Source organism: Pseudomonas sp. MD195_PC81_125, assembly GCF_014060985.1.
In the GTDB taxonomy this organism is placed as follows: domain Bacteria; phylum Pseudomonadota; class Gammaproteobacteria; order Pseudomonadales; family Pseudomonadaceae; genus Aquipseudomonas; species Aquipseudomonas parakoreensis.
The window spans coordinates 1-21932 of record NZ_JABULD010000410.1; the positions used below are offsets into that span (position 1 = coordinate 1).

General features: G+C 61.6%; 16 protein-coding genes, 1 tRNA gene and 3 pseudogenes. 13 read left to right on the plus strand and 7 right to left on the minus strand.

Annotation, left to right across the window (positions count from 1 at the left end; genetic code table 11):
• Positions 1 to 102: 102 nt before the first annotated feature.
• Both HT737_RS16725 and HT737_RS16730 read right to left on the minus strand, forming a co-directional pair.
• Positions 103 to 2514 (minus strand): penicillin acylase family protein, encoded by a 2412-nt coding sequence (locus HT737_RS16725; protein WP_182403334.1) that lies wholly within the window; start codon positions 2512 to 2514, stop codon positions 103 to 105.
• Positions 2515 to 2616: 102 nt separating this feature from the next.
• Entirely contained in the window at positions 2617 to 3195 is a 579-nt protein-coding gene (locus tag HT737_RS16730; protein WP_182403336.1) for a DUF6436 domain-containing protein, read from the minus strand.
• A gap of 99 nt (positions 3196 to 3294) precedes the next feature.
• Between HT737_RS16730 and HT737_RS16735 the strand changes: the two are divergent.
• Positions 3295 to 4243 (plus strand): annotated as a pseudogene (locus HT737_RS16735) (alpha/beta hydrolase).
• A gap of 103 nt (positions 4244 to 4346) precedes the next feature.
• Here the strand turns inward: HT737_RS16735 and HT737_RS16740 are convergent.
• Complete coding sequence (locus HT737_RS16740; RefSeq protein WP_108589223.1) at positions 4347 to 5099, minus strand: DUF2059 domain-containing protein; 753 nt, start codon at positions 5097 to 5099, stop codon at positions 4347 to 4349.
• A gap of 108 nt (positions 5100 to 5207) precedes the next feature.
• Here HT737_RS16740 and HT737_RS16745 point away from each other — a divergent pair, with 108 nt between their 5' ends.
• Positions 5208 to 5840, plus strand: coding sequence for a 2OG-Fe(II) oxygenase (locus tag HT737_RS16745; protein WP_047297188.1), 633 nt, complete (start codon positions 5208 to 5210; stop codon positions 5838 to 5840).
• 1 nt (position 5841) lies between these two features.
• Positions 5842 to 6327 (plus strand): DUF523 domain-containing protein, encoded by a 486-nt coding sequence (locus tag HT737_RS16750; RefSeq protein ID WP_182403338.1) that lies wholly within the window; start codon positions 5842 to 5844, stop codon positions 6325 to 6327.
• A gap of 132 nt (positions 6328 to 6459) precedes the next feature.
• On the opposite strand, the gene HT737_RS16755 is transcribed toward HT737_RS16750, so the two are convergent.
• Positions 6460 to 7983 (minus strand): FAD-dependent oxidoreductase, encoded by a 1524-nt coding sequence (locus HT737_RS16755; protein ID WP_182403340.1) that lies wholly within the window; start codon positions 7981 to 7983, stop codon positions 6460 to 6462.
• Between the two features lie 139 nt (positions 7984 to 8122).
• Here HT737_RS16755 and HT737_RS16760 point away from each other — a divergent pair, with 139 nt between their 5' ends.
• From HT737_RS16760 to HT737_RS16780, 5 genes and pseudogenes are all read left to right on the plus strand, one after another.
• Positions 8123 to 8683, plus strand: a complete 561-nt coding sequence (locus tag HT737_RS16760) for a YbhB/YbcL family Raf kinase inhibitor-like protein (protein ID WP_047290754.1) — start codon at positions 8123 to 8125, stop codon at positions 8681 to 8683.
• A gap of 89 nt (positions 8684 to 8772) precedes the next feature.
• On the plus strand, positions 8773 to 10458 hold the full coding sequence (locus tag HT737_RS16765; RefSeq protein WP_182403341.1) for a VWA domain-containing protein: 1686 nt from the start codon (positions 8773 to 8775) through the stop codon (positions 10456 to 10458).
• 29 nt (positions 10459 to 10487) lie between these two features.
• A complete protein-coding gene (locus tag HT737_RS16770) occupies positions 10488 to 11069 on the plus strand; it encodes an RNA polymerase sigma factor (protein WP_220459422.1) in 582 nt (193 codons plus the stop codon).
• Positions 11066 to 11664, plus strand: a pseudogene (locus tag HT737_RS16775) (hypothetical protein). The gene HT737_RS16770 and the pseudogene HT737_RS16775 overlap by 4 nt, the downstream one beginning before the upstream one ends.
• A 56-nt stretch (positions 11665 to 11720) precedes the next feature.
• Positions 11721 to 11951 carry a hypothetical protein gene (locus tag HT737_RS16780; protein ID WP_174377072.1) on the plus strand — a complete coding sequence of 77 codons (231 nt, stop codon included), beginning with the start codon at positions 11721 to 11723 and terminating at the stop codon, positions 11949 to 11951.
• A gap of 78 nt (positions 11952 to 12029) precedes the next feature.
• Here the strand turns inward: HT737_RS16780 and HT737_RS16785 are convergent.
• A tRNA-Arg gene (locus HT737_RS16785) sits at positions 12030 to 12106 on the minus strand.
• Positions 12107 to 12548: 442 nt separating this feature from the next.
• On the opposite strand from HT737_RS16785, the gene gabD reads away from it, so the two are divergent.
• The 3 genes and pseudogenes from gabD (at position 12549) to HT737_RS16800 (ending at position 16801) form a co-directional block, all read left to right on the plus strand.
• Positions 12549 to 13991, plus strand: coding sequence for an NADP-dependent succinate-semialdehyde dehydrogenase (gene gabD / locus HT737_RS16790; protein ID WP_007963502.1), 1443 nt, complete (start codon positions 12549 to 12551; stop codon positions 13989 to 13991).
• A 185-nt stretch (positions 13992 to 14176) separates the two neighbouring features.
• Positions 14177 to 15457: a 4-aminobutyrate--2-oxoglutarate transaminase gene (gabT, locus tag HT737_RS16795; protein ID WP_182403345.1), complete on the plus strand. Its 1281-nt coding sequence runs from the start codon at positions 14177 to 14179 to the stop codon at positions 15455 to 15457.
• A gap of 131 nt (positions 15458 to 15588) precedes the next feature.
• Positions 15589 to 16801 (plus strand): annotated as a pseudogene (locus HT737_RS16800) (HDOD domain-containing protein).
• Between the two features lie 132 nt (positions 16802 to 16933).
• Here HT737_RS16800 and HT737_RS16805 read toward each other — a convergent pair.
• Positions 16934 to 17923 carry a sensor domain-containing diguanylate cyclase gene (locus HT737_RS16805; RefSeq protein WP_047290760.1) on the minus strand — a complete coding sequence of 330 codons (990 nt, stop codon included), beginning with the start codon at positions 17921 to 17923 and terminating at the stop codon, positions 16934 to 16936.
• A 247-nt stretch (positions 17924 to 18170) separates the two neighbouring features.
• A complete protein-coding gene (desA, locus tag HT737_RS16810) occupies positions 18171 to 19355 on the minus strand; it encodes a delta-9 fatty acid desaturase DesA (protein ID WP_145595726.1) in 1185 nt (394 codons plus the stop codon).
• Positions 19356 to 19502: 147 nt separating this feature from the next.
• Here desA and dibA point away from each other — a divergent pair, with 147 nt between their 5' ends.
• Positions 19503 to 21422 (plus strand): phosphodiesterase DibA, encoded by a 1920-nt coding sequence (dibA, locus tag HT737_RS16815; protein ID WP_047290762.1) that lies wholly within the window; start codon positions 19503 to 19505, stop codon positions 21420 to 21422.
• Between the two features lie 308 nt (positions 21423 to 21730).
• The gene (gene oscA / locus HT737_RS16820) at positions 21731 to 21913 is read left to right on the plus strand and encodes a sulfur starvation response protein OscA (protein ID WP_039772974.1); all 183 of its coding nucleotides are present in this window, start codon (positions 21731 to 21733) and stop codon (positions 21911 to 21913) included.
• The last annotated feature ends 19 nt before the right edge of the window (positions 21914 to 21932 follow it).

Here is a 21932-nt window from a genome sequence, read left to right on the forward strand (position 1 = left end):
CCAGCTCCCACAGGTTTCTCGGGTGTTCACATAATCTGTGTTCACTGAAAATCCTGTGGGAGCTGGCTTGCCAGCGATGGGGCCAGACCAGCCAGCACAAATCTATTGCGCAGCTCGCGCTGGCAACAGTTTCAACGTACTGCGGGTATTGGCCGTCACCTCTTCCTCGCTGAAGTGCGCCTGCACGTACATTCCCTCGATGTACTCTTCGGCCTGATCGTCATAGTGGCTGTCGAACGGCACACCGCTCTGGCCGACCGGGTTGATGGTCAGGCTGTGCGCCGGGTCGGCGAAGTCCACCAGACGCCGCGTCGAAGGCCCGTAAGTCACTGGCCATGGCGCCGGGCCGAGTTTGGCCGAAAGGTTGTTCGGCACTTCGTGGCTGCCCGGTGCAGCGAACGGCCCGACATTGACGATCCGGTCCAGCGGCTTCTGCTGACCCAACGGATGGCCATGGGTCAGGGTGTGCGCCGTGCCCCATTGCCAGTCCGACGGATTGTCGCCGAGGGTCTGCTTCAGGTGCGCCATGCTCGCCTGCCACGCCGCTTTGACGATGTCGGCGCGGGTCTCCTTGTTCGGCGTGTTGCGGCTGTCCCACCACGGCGAATCGGCGCTCGCCGCCAGGCGCGGCAGCGCGGCGTCGATCACCCGGGTCGATAGCAGCGTCTCGAAGAAATCGTTGCCCAACTCATCGCGCATCGCCGCATCAGCGAGGTCGTAGAGGAACTGGTTGAACACGGTGGCGCTCACCGAATCCAGCGGATAGTCGCCCGGCCACTGCGCCAGTTGCTCGACCAGTTTCAGTTGCGCCGGATCACTCACGACCTCACGTAGCACTGGCAGCAGCGGCGCCAGAGCGCGCGGGCCGTAACCGGTGGTGGTACCCAGTTGCAGCTTCTGGTTGGCTTCGTTGCTCCATTTCACGTTCTTGTCACTGAGCTGGCGATTGAGCTGCTGGCCGCGATCGGCGAGGTTGTAGTAACCGGGAATCTCCATCCCGGTCGGCGATAGCGGTTGGAAGTTGGCCGAGACGATGTAGCCGCGCGCCGGATTTTCCTCCTGCGGGTTGGTGCTGAACGGGTAGTAGCCATCCTTGTCCGCCTGATTGCTGCTGCCGTCGAGAATGAACTCCGGTTTGACCCCGGCCGGGCGTTTGGGCAACAGCGCCGAGGCCCACCAGGCGATGTCACCCTTGGCGTTGGCGTAAACGATGTTCAGCCCCGGCGCCTGCACCTTCGCCGCTGCGGCGCGGGCCTTGGCCAGGGTGTCGGCGCGGTTGAGCTGGTAGAAACCTTCGAGGATCGGGTTCGGCGTTTCGAGGAATGCCCACCACATGGCGATCGGTGTCTTCCCGGCGGCAGTGCCGAGGGCGTCGTTGACGATCGGGCCATGGGGTGACTGGCGCAAGGTCAGCGTCACCGGCGCCTGGCCCTTCACCGCGATCTGCTGCTCGGAGCTGACCAGATCTGTCCACTGGCCGTGGTACCAGACTTGATTCGGGTTGTCCGGGTTGACCTTCTCGGCGATCAGATCCAGATCGTCGTTCTGGAACATGGTCAGGCTCCAGCCGAAATCCAGGTTGTGCCCCAGGAACGCGAACGGCACCAGCGCCTGATGATGGCCGTAAAGCTCAAACCCCGGCGCCGACAGTTGTGCTTCGTACCACACCGAAGGCACCGAGAAACGAATGTGCGGGTCGCCGGCCAGCAGCGGTTTGCCGCTCTGGCTGCGACTGCCGGCAATCACCCAGGCATTGCTGCCTTCGAATTGCGGCAGGCCGTTTTCAACCAGCGCCTGCTCGCTGAGGCGGGCGAGAGCGTTGAGGTCTTTCCAGTCGTCGGCGGCAAGGGTCGGCGTCTTCTTGGCGTGACCTTTGGCGAGTACGCCTTGGGGCTGCCAGTCGAGGTCGAAGACGTTGAGGTAATCGGCGCCGAGTTGGTCGCGCACGTAGGTCAGCAACGGTTCGGTGCGAAACGCGGCGGCGAAGCTGTAAGCCATGTAACCGGCGACGCTGATGCTGTCCTCTGCCGTAAACGGCCGCTTGGGGATGCCCAGCACGTCGAACTCGATCGGCGCCGCGTGGCTGTCCTGATACTGGTTGATGCCGTCCAGATAGGCTTGCAGGGCCTTCCACGCCGGTGACTGCTTATCGAGACTGGCGACATAACGGGCGGCGCGTTCGCGGATGCGCAGGCTGCGGAACAGTTTGTCGGTGTCGAGCAGCTTCGGCCCGAGCACTTCGGCCAGTTCGCCACGCGCGAGGCGGCGCATGGCTTCCATCTGGAACAGGCGATCTTGAGCGTGCACGTAGCCGAGGGCGCGATACAGATCGGTTTCGTTCTCGGCACGAATATGCGGCACCCCGCGTTCGTCGTAACGCACCGTCACCGAACCTTGCAGGTTGCGCAGTTCCACCTGGCCCTGACGCGTCGGTTGCTTGCTGTAGAGATAGGCGCCGACGCTGGCGAGCAGGACAACGATGAGCAAGGCAAGAACGGTGAAGACGCGTTTCATGGTGACTCCTTGTGCATGCGGGATTGCCGCCCGTCGGGCTGCACACAATTAGCACAGACCTTCCGTGCCGTGCATCGCTGTCCTCGAAAAGTCCGGAATGCCTTACTGCGCCAGCACCGGCCAAGGGCAATAACACCCGACCGCCAGGGTGTGCGTGGCGTTGACCGGTCGATCATCCATCAGCGCGTTGAGGATCGGTTCAATAAAGCTGTTGCTGGAGTTGCAGGTCAGGCCTTCGCTGTAGGGGCCGAAGTACGCCAGTTTGCCGCTGCGGTCCCAGATCGCCACGGCGGGGCTGGCCGGCACCTGCTCGGAACCGGGCAACACCGTGATGGTTTTCAGATTGCTCAGGGTCGCGGGCAACTGGCCGTGGCTGCCGACGCGCTGCACGGCGAAGAACTCCACACCGCGCGGGCCGAACTGTTCGACCATTTCCGTCAGGTGTTGTTGATTGCCGACGTTGCACGGGCAGGCCGGGTCCCAGAAATGCACGAGACGGATTTTGCCGGGCCCGGCCAGTTCATCCGGCAGACGCAGCGAATCACCGGAAAACACCGCGGTGTGCTGACTGAACGCACGCAGATAACGCCCCTGAAACCAGTCGTACGCCGCCCACAGTACCGCGGCACACACAAGCGCGAGCAGGCTGGCAAACAGTGCGGTGCGGTAGGGCGAGCGCATGGTTTTTCGATCCTCGAAGGGGGGCTAGCTTGCCATGCTTGCCGCAACAGATGAATATCGCAGGCCGATAAAGTCTGTTTACCGCTTTGGAATACCCGCATGCCTGACACTTTCGATGCCGATCATTTACGCGCCAGCCTCAAGCCTTTGGCCCAGTGGCAGCCGTTGTCGGACGAGGCGAAGGTGTATCAGCGGTTTTATAAAACCGATTTCCCCGAGCGCGATGTCTGGCGCGGCATGGGCCGGTTCGAAGTGGACGGGTATGAGCTGGTCAGCCATTGCTGGTGGCCGGAGAAGGTCAAGGGCACGCTGTTTCTGCTGCACGGTTTTTACGATCACACCGGGCTGTACCGGCATGTCATCGAGTGGGCACTGGATCAGGATTTTGCTGTTATCGCCTGCGACTTGCCGGGGCATGGGCTGTCGAGTGGGCCGCGGGCGAGCATCCGTGATTTCTCTGAATATCAGGACGCCTTGCAGGCGCTGTTCGCCGAAGCCGCTTCGATTGCCTTGCCGCAACCCTGGCACCTGTGCGGGCAAAGCACCGGCGGGGCGATCGTCGTCGACCATGTACTCAATCATGGCGAGGGCAGCCCGGCACAAGGCCATTTGATTCTGTTGGCGCCGCTGGTACGTCCGCGCGCCTGGGGCTGGTCGCAGCTCAGTTATTACCTGCTCAGGCCTTTCGTGCGAGGCATCGCCCGGCGCTTCAGCGAAAACTCCAACGACCCGGATTTCCTGCCGTTTCTGCAGGCCGATCCGTTACAGCCCAAACGCTTGCCGACCGCATGGGTCGGTGCGCTGTCGCGCTGGATCATCCGCGTCGAGCACGCGAAAAAAAAGTCCGCGACGGCCGCTGATCATTCAGGGGCAGGCGGACATGACCGTGGACTGGCAGCACAACTTGCAGGTGCTGAAGTGGAAATTCGACCGGCCGCAGATTCTGTTGCTGCCGCAGGCGCGGCATCATCTGGCGAACGAGACGCTGGAGATGCGCGAGGAGTATTTCGAGTTTCTGAACAAGCGGATCAGGGGGCGGAATCTCTAGCGTCTGTTAAGGCCTCTTCGCGAGCAGGCTCACTCCCACAGGAGACCGCGATCACCTGTGGGAGCGAGCCTGCTCGCGAAGGCGGCCCTTCAGGCAATAGAAATTACTGGCCAAGGTTCGAAGAGCTTTGCCCCACCGCCAACCCGGCCCGGATCGCTGCGAGCGCCGCCTGGTAATACGCCTTGCCCTCGCTGGACTCGGCAAAGGTCGCGAACTGCTCCAGTTCGTCGTCCGACAGATCGCGATAAACGTAGAGCAGCGTGTTGTTCAAATCGGCACCGATCTGCTCCATCAGGCGCTGGCGCTGGCCGTTCAGCATGCCTTGCGCCTGACCGCCGCCGAGCAGGCCGGGAATCATCGAACTCAAGCTGTCCGCCGCCACGCCGGCAATCGCCAGGCTGACTTCAGCGCCGGCCTCGCGCGCCGGCAGCGCTTGCGCCAGATGGCCGATGATCAGCAGACGGCTGTCGCTGACCTGCATCTTCGGCAAGCCTTTGGCGTTCTTCGCCAGTTGATCGCGACGGGTGGCGAGCAATTCAGCGGCGACGATTTTCTTGCCCAGTGGCGATTGAAAGAACGTCAGCGCCGGTTGTGGATCGGCCAAGTGCTGGCGCAATTGCGCTTCGGCACGCTGATCCATGGCCTGGGGAGCGAAGCGCTGGTTGCTGTTGTTGACCAGGGCCTGAAACACCGCCGGTGGCAGGTTGTTCTGGTAGCGCTGCTGCGCAGCACTCAGGGCATCGTTGAAATGCGCACGTTGATCTGGCCAGCCGGCGATCTTGTACAACTGATCGTGGCCGTCCGCCCAGGCGGGCAAAACGCAGAACATCAACAGTGAAAAAAGCAAACGGCGCATAGGGACTCCTGTCAGCAGCGGACTATTCTCCGTGCGGTGCCGGTACTTGTCGAGAATTCGTATCAAGCCGCCGCGTGGCTCTGTCGGATTTCCTGCCGCCGGCATACTATGCGCGCCATGCAAATATCCTCTGAACACCCGCTGCTGTTACGCATCGTCGACGACCTGGCCGAGCATGGCTGGTCGCAGCAGAACATTTTCCTGCCCGCGGGTTTGACCCGTGAGCTGGCGGCCGAGTGCCGCAAACGTGAGGCCGAGGGCGAACTGGCGCCGGCAGCGGTAGGCCGTGGGCCGTTTTCGGAGATTCGCGAGGGCATTCGTGGCGACCACATCCAGTGGATCGACCCGGGCCAGGCCGAGGCCAGCGACCGTTATCTGAATCTGATGGAGAGTCTGCGCGAGGCGCTCAATCGCGGGTTGTTCCTCGGGCTTGAGGATTTCGAGTGCCACTTCGCCCTGTATCCGCCGGGCGCGTTCTACCGCAAGCACGTCGACCGTTTTCGCGACGATGACCGGCGCATGGTCTCGGCGGTGGTCTACCTCAATGACGCCTGGCTGCCGGAAGACGGCGGTCAGTTGCGCATGTACCTGAGCGAAGACCGGGTGCATGACGTGCAACCCACCGGCGGCTGCCTGGTGGTGTTCCTCTCTGGCGAAGTGCCGCATGAAGTGTTGCCGGCGCATCGCGAGCGCCTGTCGCTGACCGGCTGGTTTCGTCGTCGTGGCAACGAGCCGTTCTGAGATGCAGAAGATTCTGGTCAGCCGTTGCCTGTTGGGCCACCGCGTGCGTTACGACGGCGGGGCCAGCGGGCCGTTCGACTTGCTCGAACAGTGGATCGCCGAAGGCCGTGTAGTGCCGCTGTGTCCGGAAGTGGCCGGTGGTTTGCCGACCCCGCGTGCTGCGGCGGAAATCCCGGGCGGGCAGGGCACCGACGTGCTTGATGGCAAGGCAGCGGTGATCACCACCGAAGGCGAGGACGTCAGCGCGCAGTTTCTCGACGGCGCGCGGCAGGCGCTGGCGCTGGTGCAGAAACACGGCATCCGCGTCGCGGTGCTCAAGGCCAACAGCCCTTCCTGCGGGAATCTGCTGACTTATGACGGGACGTTCAGTGGGGTGAAGGTCTCGGGAGAAGGCGTGACGGCTGCGCTGCTCAAACGCCATGGGGTTCAAGTTTTCAGTGAGCTGGAGCTGCCACAAGCTGCAATGGCCCTGACCCACCTCGACTAAAAGCCCACCACAACCCCCCTGTAGGAGCTGTCGAGTGAAACGAGGCTGCGATCTTTTGATCTTCAAAATCAAGATCAAAAGAATCGCAGCCTTCGGCAGCTCCTGCATTGTTCAGCATTCAGCATTCAGCATTCAGCCGCGAATCAGTTCCCAAGCTTCTTCCATCGCCAGTGGTTGTTTCATCCGCTCCGCGAGCATCGCCATGGCCCGTTCCTCCTCGCAGGCCACCGCGGCGACCACCACGCCGTTATGGCCGAACAGGCCGATGAAGGGCGGATGCTCGGGTTCGCCCCTGAACTCGATTTCATCCCACTGGCTGGCGTGGCCAAGGTAGTCGTAGTTCCTGCCGAAGTGCCAGGTCCAGAAAAACGGCACATCCAGATAATGCTCATCGGCGCCCAACATGTTGGCGGCAGCAATGCGCGCATGCTGCTGGGCCAGGCGCCAGTGTTCAATGCGTTGCGGCTGGCCGCTCAGGGGGAACGTGGCGATATCGCCAATTGCCCACAGCCCGTCGCAAACACGCAGGCCGGCGTCGACTCGCAGTGACTGGTCTTTCTCCCTCGGCAGCGACGCATAAGCCTCGGTGGCCGGATGCACGCCGACCCCCGCCAGCACCAGATCCGCCGAGACGCGCAAACCGTTGTCCAGCAGTACCGCTTCGACTTTGCCGTCGCCAATGACTTCCCGGACTTCGTGATCGGTGATGAATTTCACCCCGTGTTGTTCGTGGAGCGCACGGATCGCTTTACCCACGGCTGTGCCGAATTGTGCGGCAAACGGAATGGCGTGGCGGGCGCTGACCGTGACGTCGAGCCCAAGCTGGCGCAGGGCCGAGGCGCATTCCAGAGCGATAAAGCTGTCGCCGATGATCAACGCCCGCTGTTCGGGTCTGGCGGTGCGCATGATCTGTTCAGCCTGGGCTTTCGAACGCAGGACGAACACCTGCGGCAGATCAGCGCCGGGCAGTTGTAGCGGATTGGGCTCGCCGCCGGTGGCGAGCACCGCGGCGTCGTAGCGCAGGGATTGGCCATCGTGCAAATGCAGGGTTTTCGCTGAGGCGTCGAGGGCGGTGATTTCGCCTTGTCGGCGTTCGATGCGCTGCTCTTTATAAAAGCCTTCATCGCGCAGCGGCGGGGTTTCCTGCGCCGACATTTCGCCGGCGAGGACAAATTTGCTCAGCACCGTGCGGTCGTAGCCGGCATCCGCTTCGCGGTCGAGCATGATGATCCGGCCACCGAAACCTTTCTCCCGCAGTGCCGCCGCACATGCCGTGCCCGCTGCACCTGCGCCGACTATCACGAAGGTGCGCGAATCATCGGCCGGCGGCGTGTGCCCATCCGGCAGCGGTTGGTCATCGACCCAGACCTCATCGCCACGTAACTCCAGCGGATAACGCTTGAGACTGTCGAGGGCAGGCGGCTCGCACAACGCGCCGTCTTCGACGCGAAACGCGGCCTTGTGCCACGGGCAGATCAGTCGTCCGTTGCACAAGGCGCCGTCCGCCAGCGGCGCGCCGGCGTGTGGGCATTCACCCTGAAACGCGCGCAGTTGGCCATTGGCGTGGAGCAGGACAATCTTGCGCTCACCGATTTCGACTTGCAGGCCACGGTCTTCGGGAACATCGGCGAAACGGGCGACACGGTGCAGGCTCATGTTCGTGCTCCTGGCAGGCATTTCTCTTACGAGTTTGCGCCGCAGGGCGAGGTTCAGCCAATTGCCACTGCCAAGGTACGAACGGTACGGCTATAGTTTGCAGGCCGACGAAGGCCCAACTGCACAAGGTACTCCCGGAATGACCCGATTGACCTCTCTCAACCCTTGGCTGGCGGCCGTCGCCGTCGCCCTTTGCGTGCAGTTTTCGGCGCAGGCGGCCGAGCGCTTTACCCTCGATATACCCGGTGTCTCGGACAACCGCCTGTTCACCTCCGCCGCCGCGAGCGATGCCACCGGTTGCGGTGGCAAGAACCAGTCTCCGGCACTGGCCTGGAACGCAGGGCCTGCCGGCACCCAGAGCTATGCGATCGTCATGCACGACCCGGACGGCCAGAAAGGGGCTGGCGTCGATCACTGGATTCATTACGGCATCAAGGCCACCACCCGGCAGATCCCGGCCGGTGTCGGCGCCAAATCCAGTCTCGAAGGCGTAGGCGGCACCAACAGCAAAGGCACGACCCATTACATCGGGCCATGCCCACCGGTTGGCGACAGTGCACACCACTACATCATTCAGATCTACGCCCTGGATCTGGCCCCGGACGCCTTGCCCGCCGGCCTGACCCGCGCCGAGCTGATGGACAAGATCAAAGGCCACGTACTGCGTAACAGCAGCGTGGTACGGCGTTATCACCGCTAAAAAAATTTTTTGGCGGGGTTTAACCCGATCTGAAGGGGCTGCCCGTCTCAGTGGATGAATGGATCACTTTCATCCCGAGGTCAGCCCCCATGTCCCGCTCCCTGCCTTTTCTGCGACCCGTTGTCGTTGGTGTGTTATTGACCGTCGCCGGTTGCGGCGTGTCTTCCAATCCGGAGTCGGCTGCCGTCCCGGCGCCGGCCCAGCCACAGCCGTCGATTCAGCATGAGGTGCTCGTTGCCGACAGTGCGCTGGCCAAGCGCAGTGCGCGACCGGCGCCAATGGTGAGTTTCGCGGCAATGTCGGCCCCGGAAAGTTATCCACAGGGCTACCGCGACGAACAGCGCGAGCAGTATCAGGCGCTGGCCGATAACCCGATCCACAGCGTGGCCGAAGCCCCGGTCTCGACCTTCAGCGCAGACGTCGATACCGGCGCCTACGCCAACGTCCGGCGGTTGCTCAATCAGGGACGCCTGCCTCCGGAAGGCGCCGTGCGGCTGGAAGAGATGGTCAATTACTTTCCCTACAACGATGCGCTGCCCAGCGATGGCTCGCCCTTCGGCGTGACCACCGAACTGGCCGTCACCCCGTGGAATCCGCACACCCGTCTGCTGCGGATCGGCATCAAGGCCTCCGACCGGGCCGTGGCGGAACTGGCCCCGGCCAATCTGGTGTTTCTGGTGGACGTGTCCGGTTCGATGGATCGCCGCGAAGGCCTGCCGCTGGTCAAAAGCACGCTGAAACTGTTGGTTGATCAGTTGCGCGAGCAGGATCGGGTGTCGCTGGTGGTGTATGCCGGCGAATCCCGGGTGGTGCTGGAGCCAACGTCTGGCCGGGAAAAAGCCAAAATTCGCACAGCCATCGAGCAATTGACCGCTGGCGGCTCAACTGCAGGTGCGTCGGGCATCGAACTGGCCTATCAAATGGCGCGGCAGGCGTTCATTCCCAAAGGCATCAACCGCATCCTGCTGGCCACTGACGGTGACTTCAACGTCGGCATCAGCGACTTCGACAGCCTCAAGCAAATGGCTGTGGATAAACGCAAGACCGGGATTTCCTTGACCACTTTGGGTTTCGGTGTGGATAACTACAATGAACACTTGATGGAACAACTGGCCGACGCTGGCGACGGCAACTACGCCTACATCGACAACCTGCGCGAGGCGCGCAAAGTGCTGGTGGATCAACTCGGTTCGACCCTTGCCGTGGTGGCGAAAAACGTCAAATTGCAGGTGGAATTCAACCCGGCGCAGGTCAGTGAATATCGCCTGCTCGGCTACGAAAACCGCGCTCTGAAGCGTGAGGATTTTAGCAACGACAAAGTCGATGCCGGTGAAGTCGGCGCAGGACACACGGTGACCGCGCTGTATGAAATTGTCCCGGCAGGTGAGCAGGGCTGGCTGGAACCGCTGCGTTACGGTAAATCGCAGGCGCCAGTGGCTACGAACAGCGGGGAATTGGCGATGCTGCGTGTGCGTTATCAACAGCCCGAAGGTGGGAAAAGTCTGCTGATCGAGCGGCCGATTACCGATCAAGTCGCACCGGCCAGTGACGATCTGCGTTTCGCAGCGGCGGTGGCGGCGTTTTCCCAGCAGCTCAAGGATGCTCGCTACACCGGCGACTTCAGCCTGAAAGACACCGAAGCGCTGGCCCGTGGCGCTCGCGGCGACGACCGCTTCGGTTTGCGCAACGAGTTCGTGCAACTGGTGGAACTGGCGCAAAGCCTGCGCAGCTCAACCGCATCGAATACGCTGCCCATTGAGCGACGGATCGAATAGTGAGCCGATTCAAAGGCTTCATCAGTCAGCTGTTTGCTACGCCAGACGGCCCGACCGCCGGCAGCGATGAAACCCTGCTGGCGCGTTATCGCGAAGGCGACGGCGTGGCGTTCGAGATTTTGTACGCCCGTCATCGGCAAAGTCTGTATCGCTTTCTGCTCGGGTTGAGCGGCAAACCGGAACTGGCTGACGAGGTGTTTCAGGACACTTGGCTGAGCCTGATCCGCAGCACCAGTCAGCCACAAGGACGGGCGACGTTTCGTACGTGGCTGTTCCAGATTGCGCGCAATCGGCTGATTGATCACTGGCGTAAACACGGTGCATATCAGCCGCTGCACGACAGTTACGACGAACAGCTGCACGCGGTCGGCGACGAGACCCACGATCCCGAACAACGGCTGAACCTCAGCCGCGACAGCCAGCGCCTGGAAAGCGCCCTGCAAACCCTGCCCGCCGAGCAGCGCGAAGTGTTTCTGCTGCGCGCCCACGGTGACCTCGACCTGGCGCAAATCGCCAGCCTCACCGAAACATCGCTGGAAACCGTCAAGAGCCGCTTGCGCTACGCCCAGCAAAAACTGCGTCGGCTGCTGGCCGAGGAGGTACTGACATGACTGACGCCCGCCAGACGCCGGAAGAGCAACTGCTCAAACATTATCGCGAGCAACACACCAGCGAGCCGTCAGAACAGCTCGATGCGCTGATTCTCGCCGCTGCACGCCGCGCCGCTCCGGCGCCCAAGCCAAGCCTGTGGCAACGCTGGCTGCAGGCCTGCCAGAAACCGCGCTGGCAGGTCGCATTCGCCAGCCTGGTCGGTATGGCACTGATGCTCTCGCTGGTGCAACGTGCGCCCGAGCCGCCAGCGCAATTCGACTTCGCCCCGGCCGCCAAACCGGCCGCGCCATTGGCGCGCAAGCAAGCGCCGGAAGCGCAGTCACTGGCCGCCCCGCCCGCTGCGTTCATGCCCGCACCGGCACCGATGATGGAAATGGCTGAGCCGATGCAAAGCGACGCGATCAGCGCCGACGAAGCCAGACTCAGCAAACGCGCCGTCGCGCCGGCCAACGGCTAGATGAGCAACTGCGCGAAGTCCTGCGCCTGCGCGAGGCCGGCCAGTCGCAAGCCGCGGATGCGCTGTACAACAATCTGCACAAACGCTACCCCGGGGTGAACCTCGACCTGCGACTTGAGCGCATTCGCCAGAACTGACCGCTTGCTCACCCAGCCATTTGGCATTGCCCGGCAAAAACGCGCACTATCGAGCCATGGCTGAAGCGCTGGAGAACAAAGTGGCAGCAAAAATCGACCGCATCGCCCAACTCCTCAACTGCCCGCAGAAGGGCGAGGAGATGCGGCGCGCGATTACCGAGGCGCGCAAGGAGTTCCTGCTGAACCAGTCGGAAGACGACGTCGTGGAAGAAGACGAGGTTTTTGAGGAGGCTGGGGAAGAAGAGGAAGACGACGATTACGACGAGTTTGACTGGACGACGGAGTGACCGCAGTCACATGAAAGTCAGCGTCCACAAAAAAAGCCCCGGACCATCACAGTCCGGGGGCTTTCTCGTTTCAATTCATGGCGCACCAGGCGGGATTCGAACCCACGACCCCTGCCTTCGGAGGGCAGTACTCTATCCAGCTGAGCTACTGGTGCAGCGGGCGACATCATACCTAGGTCGGCTCGGGGCGTCCATGCCGGGTTTTGGCGGGTTTTGTCAGTGCGCGTGTCGGTGTGAAACGCTGCATTCCTTAAAGCTGTAACGTCCTGCAAAACCCTCGCTTGGCGCTTTTTCCCGGTTGATCTATGGTTTGGCTGCGGCCGGGCTTTTTGCGCGTTGATCTGAAAAATCCAGCAAACGCAGGGTTTTTGTTCTTTTTTTCGAACGACCTATTGTCCTTTAACCCCTTTGCTCCTACGATCCGTTTGAGATTTCAAACGCTCTTTGACGGGGTGTGGAAGCGCAGGTGCGGTGAATAACGCACGATCACTGCGCCTCACCCGGTCGATGATTTCCCTGACGGCAGCCTTGCGAGGCGCCTTTCTACAATCATAATTTTGCTCCGCGCAGGCCGCGGTGCTGTTAAGGAAAGCCGACATGCAGCTTAAAGATACCCAGTTGTTCCGCCAGCAAGCCTTCATTGATGGCGCTTGGGTCGATGCGGACAACGGTCAGACGATCAAGGTCAACAACCCGGCCACCGGCGAAATTCTCGGCACCGTGCCGAAGATGGGCGCTGCGGAAACCCGCCGTGCCATCGAAGCCGCCGACAAGGCGCTGCCGGCCTGGCGTGCACTGACCGCCAAAGAGCGTGCCGGCAAGTTGCGTCGCTGGTTCGAACTGATGATCGAGAACCAGGACGACCTCGCGCGCTTGATGACTCTTGAGCAGGGCAAGCCGCTGGCCGAAGCCAAGGGCGAAATCGTTTACGCCGCGTCGTTCATCGAGTGGTTCGCCGAAGAAGCCAAGCGCATTTACGGTGATGTGATTCCGGGCCACCAGCCGGACAAGCGCCTGATCGTGATCAAGCAACCAATTGGCGTGACCGCCGCGATCACCCCGTGGAACTTCCCGGCGGCGATGATCACCCGTAAGGCCGGCCCAGCGCTGGCCGCCGGTTGCACCATGGTGCTCAAGCCGGCTTCGCAAACTCCATTCTCCGCGTTCGCCCTGGCTGAACTGGCGCAGCGCGCCGGCATCCCTAAAGGCGTGTTCAGCGTGGTCTCCGGCAGCGCCGGCGATATCGGCAGCGAGCTGACCAGCAACCCGATCGTGCGCAAGCTGTCCTTTACCGGTTCGACCGAAATCGGCCGTCAGCTGATGTCGGAATGCGCCAAGGACATCAAGAAAGTTTCGCTGGAACTGGGCGGCAACGCGCCGTTCATCGTGTTCGACGACGCGGACCTGGATAAGGCTGTCGAAGGCGCGATCATCTCCAAATACCGCAACAACGGTCAGACCTGCGTCTGCGCCAACCGCCTGTACATTCAGGATTCGGTCTACGACGCGTTCGCCGAGAAGCTGAAAGTCGCGGTGGCCAAGCTGAAGATCGGCAACGGTCTGGAAGAAGGCACCACCACGGGTCCGCTGATCGACGAGAAAGCCGTGGCCAAAGTGCAAGAGCACATCGCTGACGCCGTGGCCAAAGGCGCCACCGTGTTGGCCGGTGGCAAGCCGATGGAAGGCAACTTCTTCGAGCCGACCATTCTGACCAACGTGCCGAAAGACGCGGCTGTGGCCAAGGAAGAAACCTTCGGCCCGCTGGCACCGCTGTTCCGCTTCAAAGACGAAGCCGAAGTGATCGCGATGTCGAACGACACCGAGTTCGGTCTGGCCTCCTACTTCTACGCCCGCGACCTGGGCCGTGTGTTCCGTGTGGCTGAAGCCCTGGAATACGGCATGGTCGGCGTCAACACCGGGCTGATCTCCAACGAAGTCGCGCCGTTCGGCGGCATCAAGGCGTCGGGCCTGGGCCGTGAAGGCTCCAAGTACGGCATCGAGGATTACCTGGAAATCAAATACCTCTGCCTGGGCATCTAAGCCAGGAAAGGGATCGCTGCAAACGCAAAGGGCACGAGAGCGCTGTCCCTTTGCGTCGTTTCAAACCGGAATTTTCTCTGCGGCCGGGAACGCCGTGGCAGTCGATCATCGCATGCTGTCACCGCCGATTCCCCCCGCTTAATCCTTGAACCACGCCGCCCGATGAGCGGTGAATGAGGACTGTAATGAGCAAGACTAACGCTGAACTGATGGCCCGTCGTACCGCAGCTGTTCCACGTGGTGTTGGCCAGATTCACCCGATCTTCGCCGAATCGGCGAAGAACGCTACCGTGACTGACGTTGAAGGTCGTGAGTTCATCGACTTCGCCGGCGGTATCGCGGTACTGAACACTGGCCACGTGCACCCGAAAATCATCGCCGCCGTGACCGAACAGCTGAACAAGCTGACCCACACCTGTTTCCAGGTACTGGCCTATGAGCCGTACGTTGAGCTGTGCGAAAAGATCAACGCCAAGGTGCCTGGTGATTTCGCCAAGAAAACCCTGCTGGTGACCACCGGTTCCGAAGCCGTGGAAAACGCCGTGAAGATCGCCCGTGCCGCCACGGGCCGTGCCGGCGTGATCGCCTTCACCGGCGCCTACCACGGTCGCACCATGATGACCCTGGGCCTGACCGGTAAGGTTGTGCCGTACTCGGCCGGCATGGGCCTGATGCCAGGCGGTATCTTCCGCGCGCTGTACCCGAACGAGCTGCACGGTGTGAGCATCGACGATTCGATCGCTTCCATCGAACGCATCTTCAAGAACGACGCCGAGCCGAAAGACATCGCCGCGATCATCATCGAGCCGGTGCAGGGTGAAGGTGGTTTCTACGTCGCGCCGAAAGAGTTCATGAAGCGTCTGCGTGCCCTGTGCGACCAGCACGGCATCCTGCTGATCGCTGACGAAGTGCAGACCGGCGCTGGCCGTACCGGCACCTTCTTCGCCATGGAACAGATGGGCGTTGCGGCCGACCTGACTACCTTCGCCAAATCCATCGCTGGCGGCTTCCCGCTGGCCGGTGTCTGCGGCAAGGCCGAATACATGGACGCCATCGCTCCAGGCGGCCTGGGCGGCACCTACGCCGGTAGCCCGATCGCTTGCGCTGCGGCCCTGGCCGTGATGGAAGTGTTCGAAGAAGAACACCTGCTGGACCGCTGCAAGGCTGTCGGCGAGCGTCTGGTCACCGGCCTGAAGGCCATTCAGGCCAAATACCCGGCAGTGATCGGCGAAGTGCGTGCGCTGGGCGCGATGATCGCGGTCGAGCTGTTCGAAAACGGCGACAGCCACAAGCCGAACGCTGCCGCAGTGGCATCGGTGGTGGCCAAGGCACGTGACAAGGGTCTGATCCTGCTGTCTTGCGGCACTTACGGCAACGTGCTGCGCGTTCTCGTACCGCTGACCTCGCCGGACGAGCAACTGGACAAAGGCCTGGCGATCATCGAAGAGTGCTTCTCGGAGCTGTAATTCCGGGCACTGTGTGATCGGATCGAGAAAAAACCCGCTTCGGCGGGTTTTTTTTATGCCTCGGAACCCCTTTGCGCTGTATCGAAGGGCCAGCATTGGCTAAGGTTCAGGCATTGCAAGGGAGAGCGCGCATGACCGCCGTTGATTTACCCGCCGTACCCCGAGTGCTGATTGCCGAGGCCGATCCGTGGTCCCGTGACCTGCTCAAACATGTGTTGCTCAACGTGCGCTGCGATGCGCGGCTGGACTTGTGTGCCGACGGCCAGCAAGCGCTGTCGTTACTCACCGACGTGCCCTATGACCTGGCGATTGTCGATTGGGAGTTGCCGGGCATCGACGGTTTGAGCGTGCTGCGCAGCGTGCGTCAGCGCAAACGCAATCCGCCGCTGCCATTCATTCTGATGAGCAACCGCAACGACAGTGCCAGTGTGCGCGAAGCCATCCCGTTGGCCCCGACGGCCTACCTGACCAAACCGCTGAACATGGAAAGCCTGACCGAGCGGCTGCAGGGTTTACTGTTGAATGCGGGTGAAGAGGTGTTCTGCGAAGTGCCGACGCTGGCGCCGGGCATGACCTTGTCGGTGTTCCTCGAGCGGCGCCGCGAGCAGGCCGACGGCGCGCCATTGATGACCGATGTGCAGGTGGCGGTCAAACGCAGCCTCAACCCCAATGGCCTCGACCTGAAACTGCTGGAAGAAGAGATCCGTACCGATCCGCAGATTACCGCCGTGCTGATCGCCGCCGCCAACAGCGCGGCGCAGCATCATGGCGCGGCGGTACAGACCCTGGGGCAGGCGCTGCATCGCCTCGGCACCGGACAGAGCATGAACCTGATTCTCGGCCTGGCGCTCAAGCGCAGCGCCAAACTCAGCGACCCGTGCCTGGCGGATTACGCCGAGCGCTATTGGGGCTTGTCGCTGCATACCGCCGAATACGCCCGCACCCTGGCACGCCTGCTCGACCTGGATCAGGAGCGCTGCTATTGCGCCGGCATGCTGCATCGCCTTGGCGATCTGGCGCTGTTGCGCTGTTTACAGGAGTGGAAGCAGGCCGGCGGCGAGCTGGATGAGTGGGAGGAAGTCGGTGACGCGCTGGCGGAATTTGGCGCGGCTTACGGTTCGGCGTTGCGCACGCGCTGGCGCCTGCCGCTGGAGCTGCGCGAGTTGATTGCGTCCGTCTACCAGCTCGGAGGCGGGGGTGTATTCCCGTGAGGCGCTGGTGATGAACATGGCGGCGCAAATGGCACGCCTGACCGAACATGAGGGCGTTGAGGAACTGGCAAAGAGTCGCACGGCGCGGCTGCTGAAGATCGGGTTGCCGGAACTGATGCGGATGCGCAAGTAACCGGATTCACGAGCATCCCCCTGTAGGAACTACGGCACGCTGCGATCTTTTGATCTTGTCTTTTAAAAGCAAAAATCAAAAAGATCGCAGCGTGCCGCAGCTCCTGCAGGGGAGGTAAATCGGAGGGTGGATTCAGCTTGAGATAATCCGGTTCTTGCCCTGCCGTTTGGCCTCGTACATCGCCGCGTCCGCCCGGGCGAACAGGCTGTCGAGGCTTTCGTCATCGTTCCTGAGGCTGGTCAGTCCCTGGCTGACGGTGATGCCGAAGGTCTGGCCGTCGACATTGAAGACCATCCGCTGAATCTCCTGCTGCAGCCGCTCGGCCACTTGCATCGCCATGTCCGGTGCGCAACCGGGGAACACGGCAGCGAATTCTTCTCCGCCGATACGTCCGAACAGATCGCCGCGACGTAACGAGGTGCGCCCGCATTCGGCGATGCGTTGCAGCACGTTGTCGCCTTCCGGGTGGCCGTAGCTGTCGTTGATCTGCTTGAAGTCATCAATGTCCAGCAGCAGGAAGGCCAGTGGCGAACCTTGCAGGCGCGCGTCGTCGAACTCGCGGTTGGCGCATTCGAAGAAGTGGCGACGGTTGCTGCTTTGGGTCAGTACGTCGGTGGTGGCCAGGCGATGCAGTTCGGTTTCCATGCGTTTTTTGTCGGTGATGTCTTCGGCGATGCCGACGATGATCACCGGTTGCCCGGGCTCGTCCTGACGGTTGATGAAGCACTTGTCGCTGAGCCAGCGAACCTGGCCGTCAGCGGCGATGATCCTGTATTCGCGGTCTTCCACCGCGCCTTTGTGCAGCACTTCGGCCAGACTGCGCTCGGCATAGTCGAGGTCGTCGGGGTAGATGCTGTCGCGCCATTGGTTGTAGTCAGCCAGCAATAGCCCTGCGGAGCGACCGAAAATTCGCTCGTAGGCAGGGCTGACATAGAGCACCTGACGGGTTTCCCAATTGAACGCCCAGAGCACCGCGTTGACGCTCACCAGCAAGGAACTGAACAGTTGTTCGCGCTCGCTCAGCCGGGCGACTTCGCCTTGGGCGTGCATCAGCGCCATCAGGGTTTGCGCGGCCTCGGGCCACTGCGCGAGGGATGAGTCTTGTTGATTGTTGTTGACCATCGGCACATATCTCAAAGGGCGTGCCGCAATTTCGACAACGGCCACAGTACAGCCCGCCGGGATGGCGAAGTGTCTTTGAGATAGGGCTTTCGGTGCTAAGTTCCGCGCTTTTGTGGCGAGGGAGCTAGCTCCCGCCGGGCGGTAGATATGACGCGTTTCAGCAATGAGAACGCGTCGACAAATTTGCGGTAGCTGCGCTACCGATCGGGGATGAATCCCCTCGCCACAGGGGATTCGTTCATGGCGGTCAGGCTGTGGCGGGGCGCAGCGAGTAGGTTTTCAGCTGGTCGGCGAATTCACGCAGGGACTGAATGCCGCTGGCCTCGGCCTCGTGCACCCATTCCTTGATGGCGGCGAGCATGTCGTGGCCATTGGCGCTGGTCTTGACCCAGATCTGCTGCAGGGCCAGGCGTTTTTCGTAAATGACCTTCAGCGCCTGGCTGTGCTCGAGCATGTTCTGGATGCGCAAGTGATGACGGTCTTCCAGCAGGCTGGTTTCCCGCGACAGCAGGCGTTTGGCCCGATGGAATTGATGGCGTACCGAATGATCGACCTTGTCCAGCTCCTGCTTGACCAGTGGGCCGATCACCAATTTGCGGTATTGGGCCATGATCTGGAAGCGGTTGTTGAGGATCGCCATGGCGGTGTCCATGTCCAGATGGCCCTTGCCTTCGACGCGGTGGGCGATCGGCGCCACACGCTGGACCTTGGCCAGTCTGAAGAAGCTGAAGACTTTGATCCACGCCCAGCCGAGGTCGAATTCCCACTTCTTCACCGACAGCTTGGCCGAGTTGGGGTAGGTGTGATGGTTGTTGTGCAGCTCTTCACCACCGATCAGGATGCCCCACGGCACCAGATTGGTCGCCGCGTCGCGGCATTCGAAGTTGCGGTAGCCGATGGCATGGCCCAGACCGTTGACCACGCCGGCGGCCCAGACCGGGATCCACATCATCTGGATCGCCCAGATGGTGATGCCGATGGTGCCGAACAGCAGCAGATCGATGATGCCCATGATCGCCACACCCAGCAGCGGATAGCGGCTGTAGAGATTGCGCTCGATCCAGTCTTCCGGGCAGTTCTTGCCGTAGATGCGCAGGGTCTCCGGATTCTCGGCTTCGGCGCGATACAGCTCGGCGCCTTTGCGCAGCACGGTGGACAGACCCTTGATCACCGGGCTGTGCGGGTCATCTTCGGTTTCGCACTTGGCGTGGTGTTTGCGGTGGATGGCAGTCCACTCGCGGGTGTTCTGCGCCGTGGTCAGCCACAGCCAGAAGCGGAAAAAGTGTTTCAGGCCGGCATTCAGCTCAAGTGAGCGATGGGCCGAGTAACGGTGCAGATAGACCGTGACGGCGACAATTGTCACGTGGGTCATCAGCAGGGTGACCGCGACCAGAGACCAGGCCGACAAGCCAAGAAAACCTTCGTACCACATAGGCTATAGGGCCCTCGATAAAGATAAAAACAGCCGTTGCATTATCACCAAGCACACAGATAAAACCAGTCGCCCTTTCAGATAAGAGTCGCTGGATGTTTCTTGACCTATAATTCCAACCTTTTTTGTAGGGACATGGACAGCCGAATGCCTGCCACTTACCGCGATGCCCTGCGTGCAGCGCTGCTTTACCTGTTGCTTGCTGTTGTCTGGCTGCAAGGCACTGGTTACTTATTGAACAGTTTCTTTGATGAGTCTGTCGATCTGCAGCGATGGCAACTGATCAACGGTTACGTCTGGGCTGCCGTCAGCGCGGGGCTGATCTTCCTCGCGCGGGCCAGATTGTGCGAATTTCTCGGCATCGGTGCGCGGTTACGCGAGCGGCAGGCCGACCGTGAACGCCTGCGCCAGGCCGCCGCGGTATTCGACTGCACCCGCGAGGGCGTGCTGGTCACCAACCGCGAGGGCCTGATCGTGCATGTCAACCGTGCGTTCATGGAAATCACTGGCTATCAGTACGAGGAAGTTCTCGGCCACCAGCCGAGCCTGTTCAAGTCCGGTCACCATCCGCCGGGCTTCTATCAGGCGATGTTCGCCACGCTGGAGAGCGAGGGCGAATGGAGCGGGGAGATCTGGAACCGGCGCAAGAGCGGCGAGATTTACCCGCAGTGGCAGACCATCCGCGTGATTCACGATGATCAGGGCCGTCTCAGCCACTACGTGGCGGTGTTTTCCGACATCAGTGCGATCAAGGACTCTGAACACGAACTTAAGCACCTCGCCCACCACGACCCGCTGACCGACTTGCCCAATCGCCTGTTGTTCAGCGACCGTGCCGAGCAGGCACTGGCGTCGGCGCAGATCCACAAGCGCGGCTGCGCGTTGCTGATGATCGATCTGGACCACTTCAAGATGATCAACGACAGCCTCGGGCACAACATCGGCGATCGCCTGCTCAAAGCGGTGGCGGCGCGCCTGCAGGAGCTGTTCGGCCCCGGGATTACTCTGGCGCGGCTTGGCGGCGATGAGTTCGCGGTGCTGGCGGAGAGTTGTCCGCAACTGGTTCAGGCGGCAGCACTGGCGCAACGCATTCTTGATGCGCTCAAGGAGCCATTCCGCATCGACCGGCACGAGCTGTTCATCAACGCCAGTATCGGCATCAGCCTGTTCCCCAGCGATGCGTTGAGTGCCGATCAGTTGTTGCGTAATGCCGACGCCGCGCTGTTCAAGGCCAAGAGCAGCGGCCGCAACGGTTACGCGTTGTACACCGAAGAGCTGACCGCCCACGCGCAGCAACGGGTCGAGCTCGCTTTCGAGCTGCGCCGCGCGCTGGAGCAACAGGAACTGCGGGTCTACTACCAGCCGGTTCACGATTTGCGCAGCAGTCGCCTGATTGGCGTCGAAGCGCTAGTGCGCTGGCAGCATCCGCAGCGCGGGCTGGTGTCGCCGGCGGAATTCATTCCGATTGCCGAGCGCACCGGGATGATTGCTGAAATCGACGCCTGGGTGATGCGCCAGGCGTGTTCGCAGATGTGCCATTGGCAGCAGGCCGGGGTCGTGCTGTCGTTCGTCGCGGTGAACGTGTCGTCGCGGTTGTTCGCACGGCGTGAGCTGTACCAGCAGGTGGCGCAGGTGCTGCACGAGACTGGTCTGGATCCGGCCTTTCTGGAACTGGAAGTCACCGAGAGCGCGGTGATGGATGATCCGGAAGTGGCGCTGGAGCAGATGCATCATTTGCGTGAACTGGGGATTCGCCTGGCCATTGACGATTTCGGTACCGGCTACTCATCCCTGTTGCGGCTCAAGCGCCTGCCGGTGCAGAAGCTCAAGATCGATCAGGGTTTTGTCGCCGGGTTGCCGTGGGACGAGGACGACGCGGCCATCGTTCGGGTGATCATCGCGCTGGCCCGGAGCATGGGCATGCAGGTGCATGCCGAAGGGATCGAACAGGCCGAGCAGGCGGCGTTTCTGCTGGAGCAGGCCTGTGATCTGGGACAGGGCTACTGGTTTGGGCGGCCGGTGCCGGCGGGGGAGATTGATTGGGCCAAAGCCCCTGTTATCGGTTAACAGTCCTGCTCTGGCTGACACCAAACCTGTGGCGAGGGGATTTATCCCCGATGGGTCGCGTAGCGGCCCTGAAAAACAGGGACTGCTACGCAGTCCATCGGGGATGAATCCCCTCGCCACAGGGTTTCATACAGTCTTCAAACTCAGTGAACACCGCGCAAACCCTCGGCCCGTCAGATAATGTTTTCCAGTTATATAAACATTCTTAAATAGTCTTTTTAAGAATATCTGCGCCTCTCTTATATTGCTCCCACGCCGAACGCAGTGCCGCCCACTGCCAGGCATATCCCATTCAAAGGAGCAGCACCATGAGCGCATCCCTTCGCAGCGTTGACGGTCAGGACGAAAGCACCATCTTGCGGGAAATCCAGAGCGCCCTGCGCGATCTGCGTTTCGGCGCGGTGGAGATCACTGTGCACAACGCCCAGGTCGTGCAGATCGAACGCAAAGAGAAATTCCGTCTGCAGCAGCCGGGTAACAAACCGAGCTGATTTGAAGATCAAAAGATCG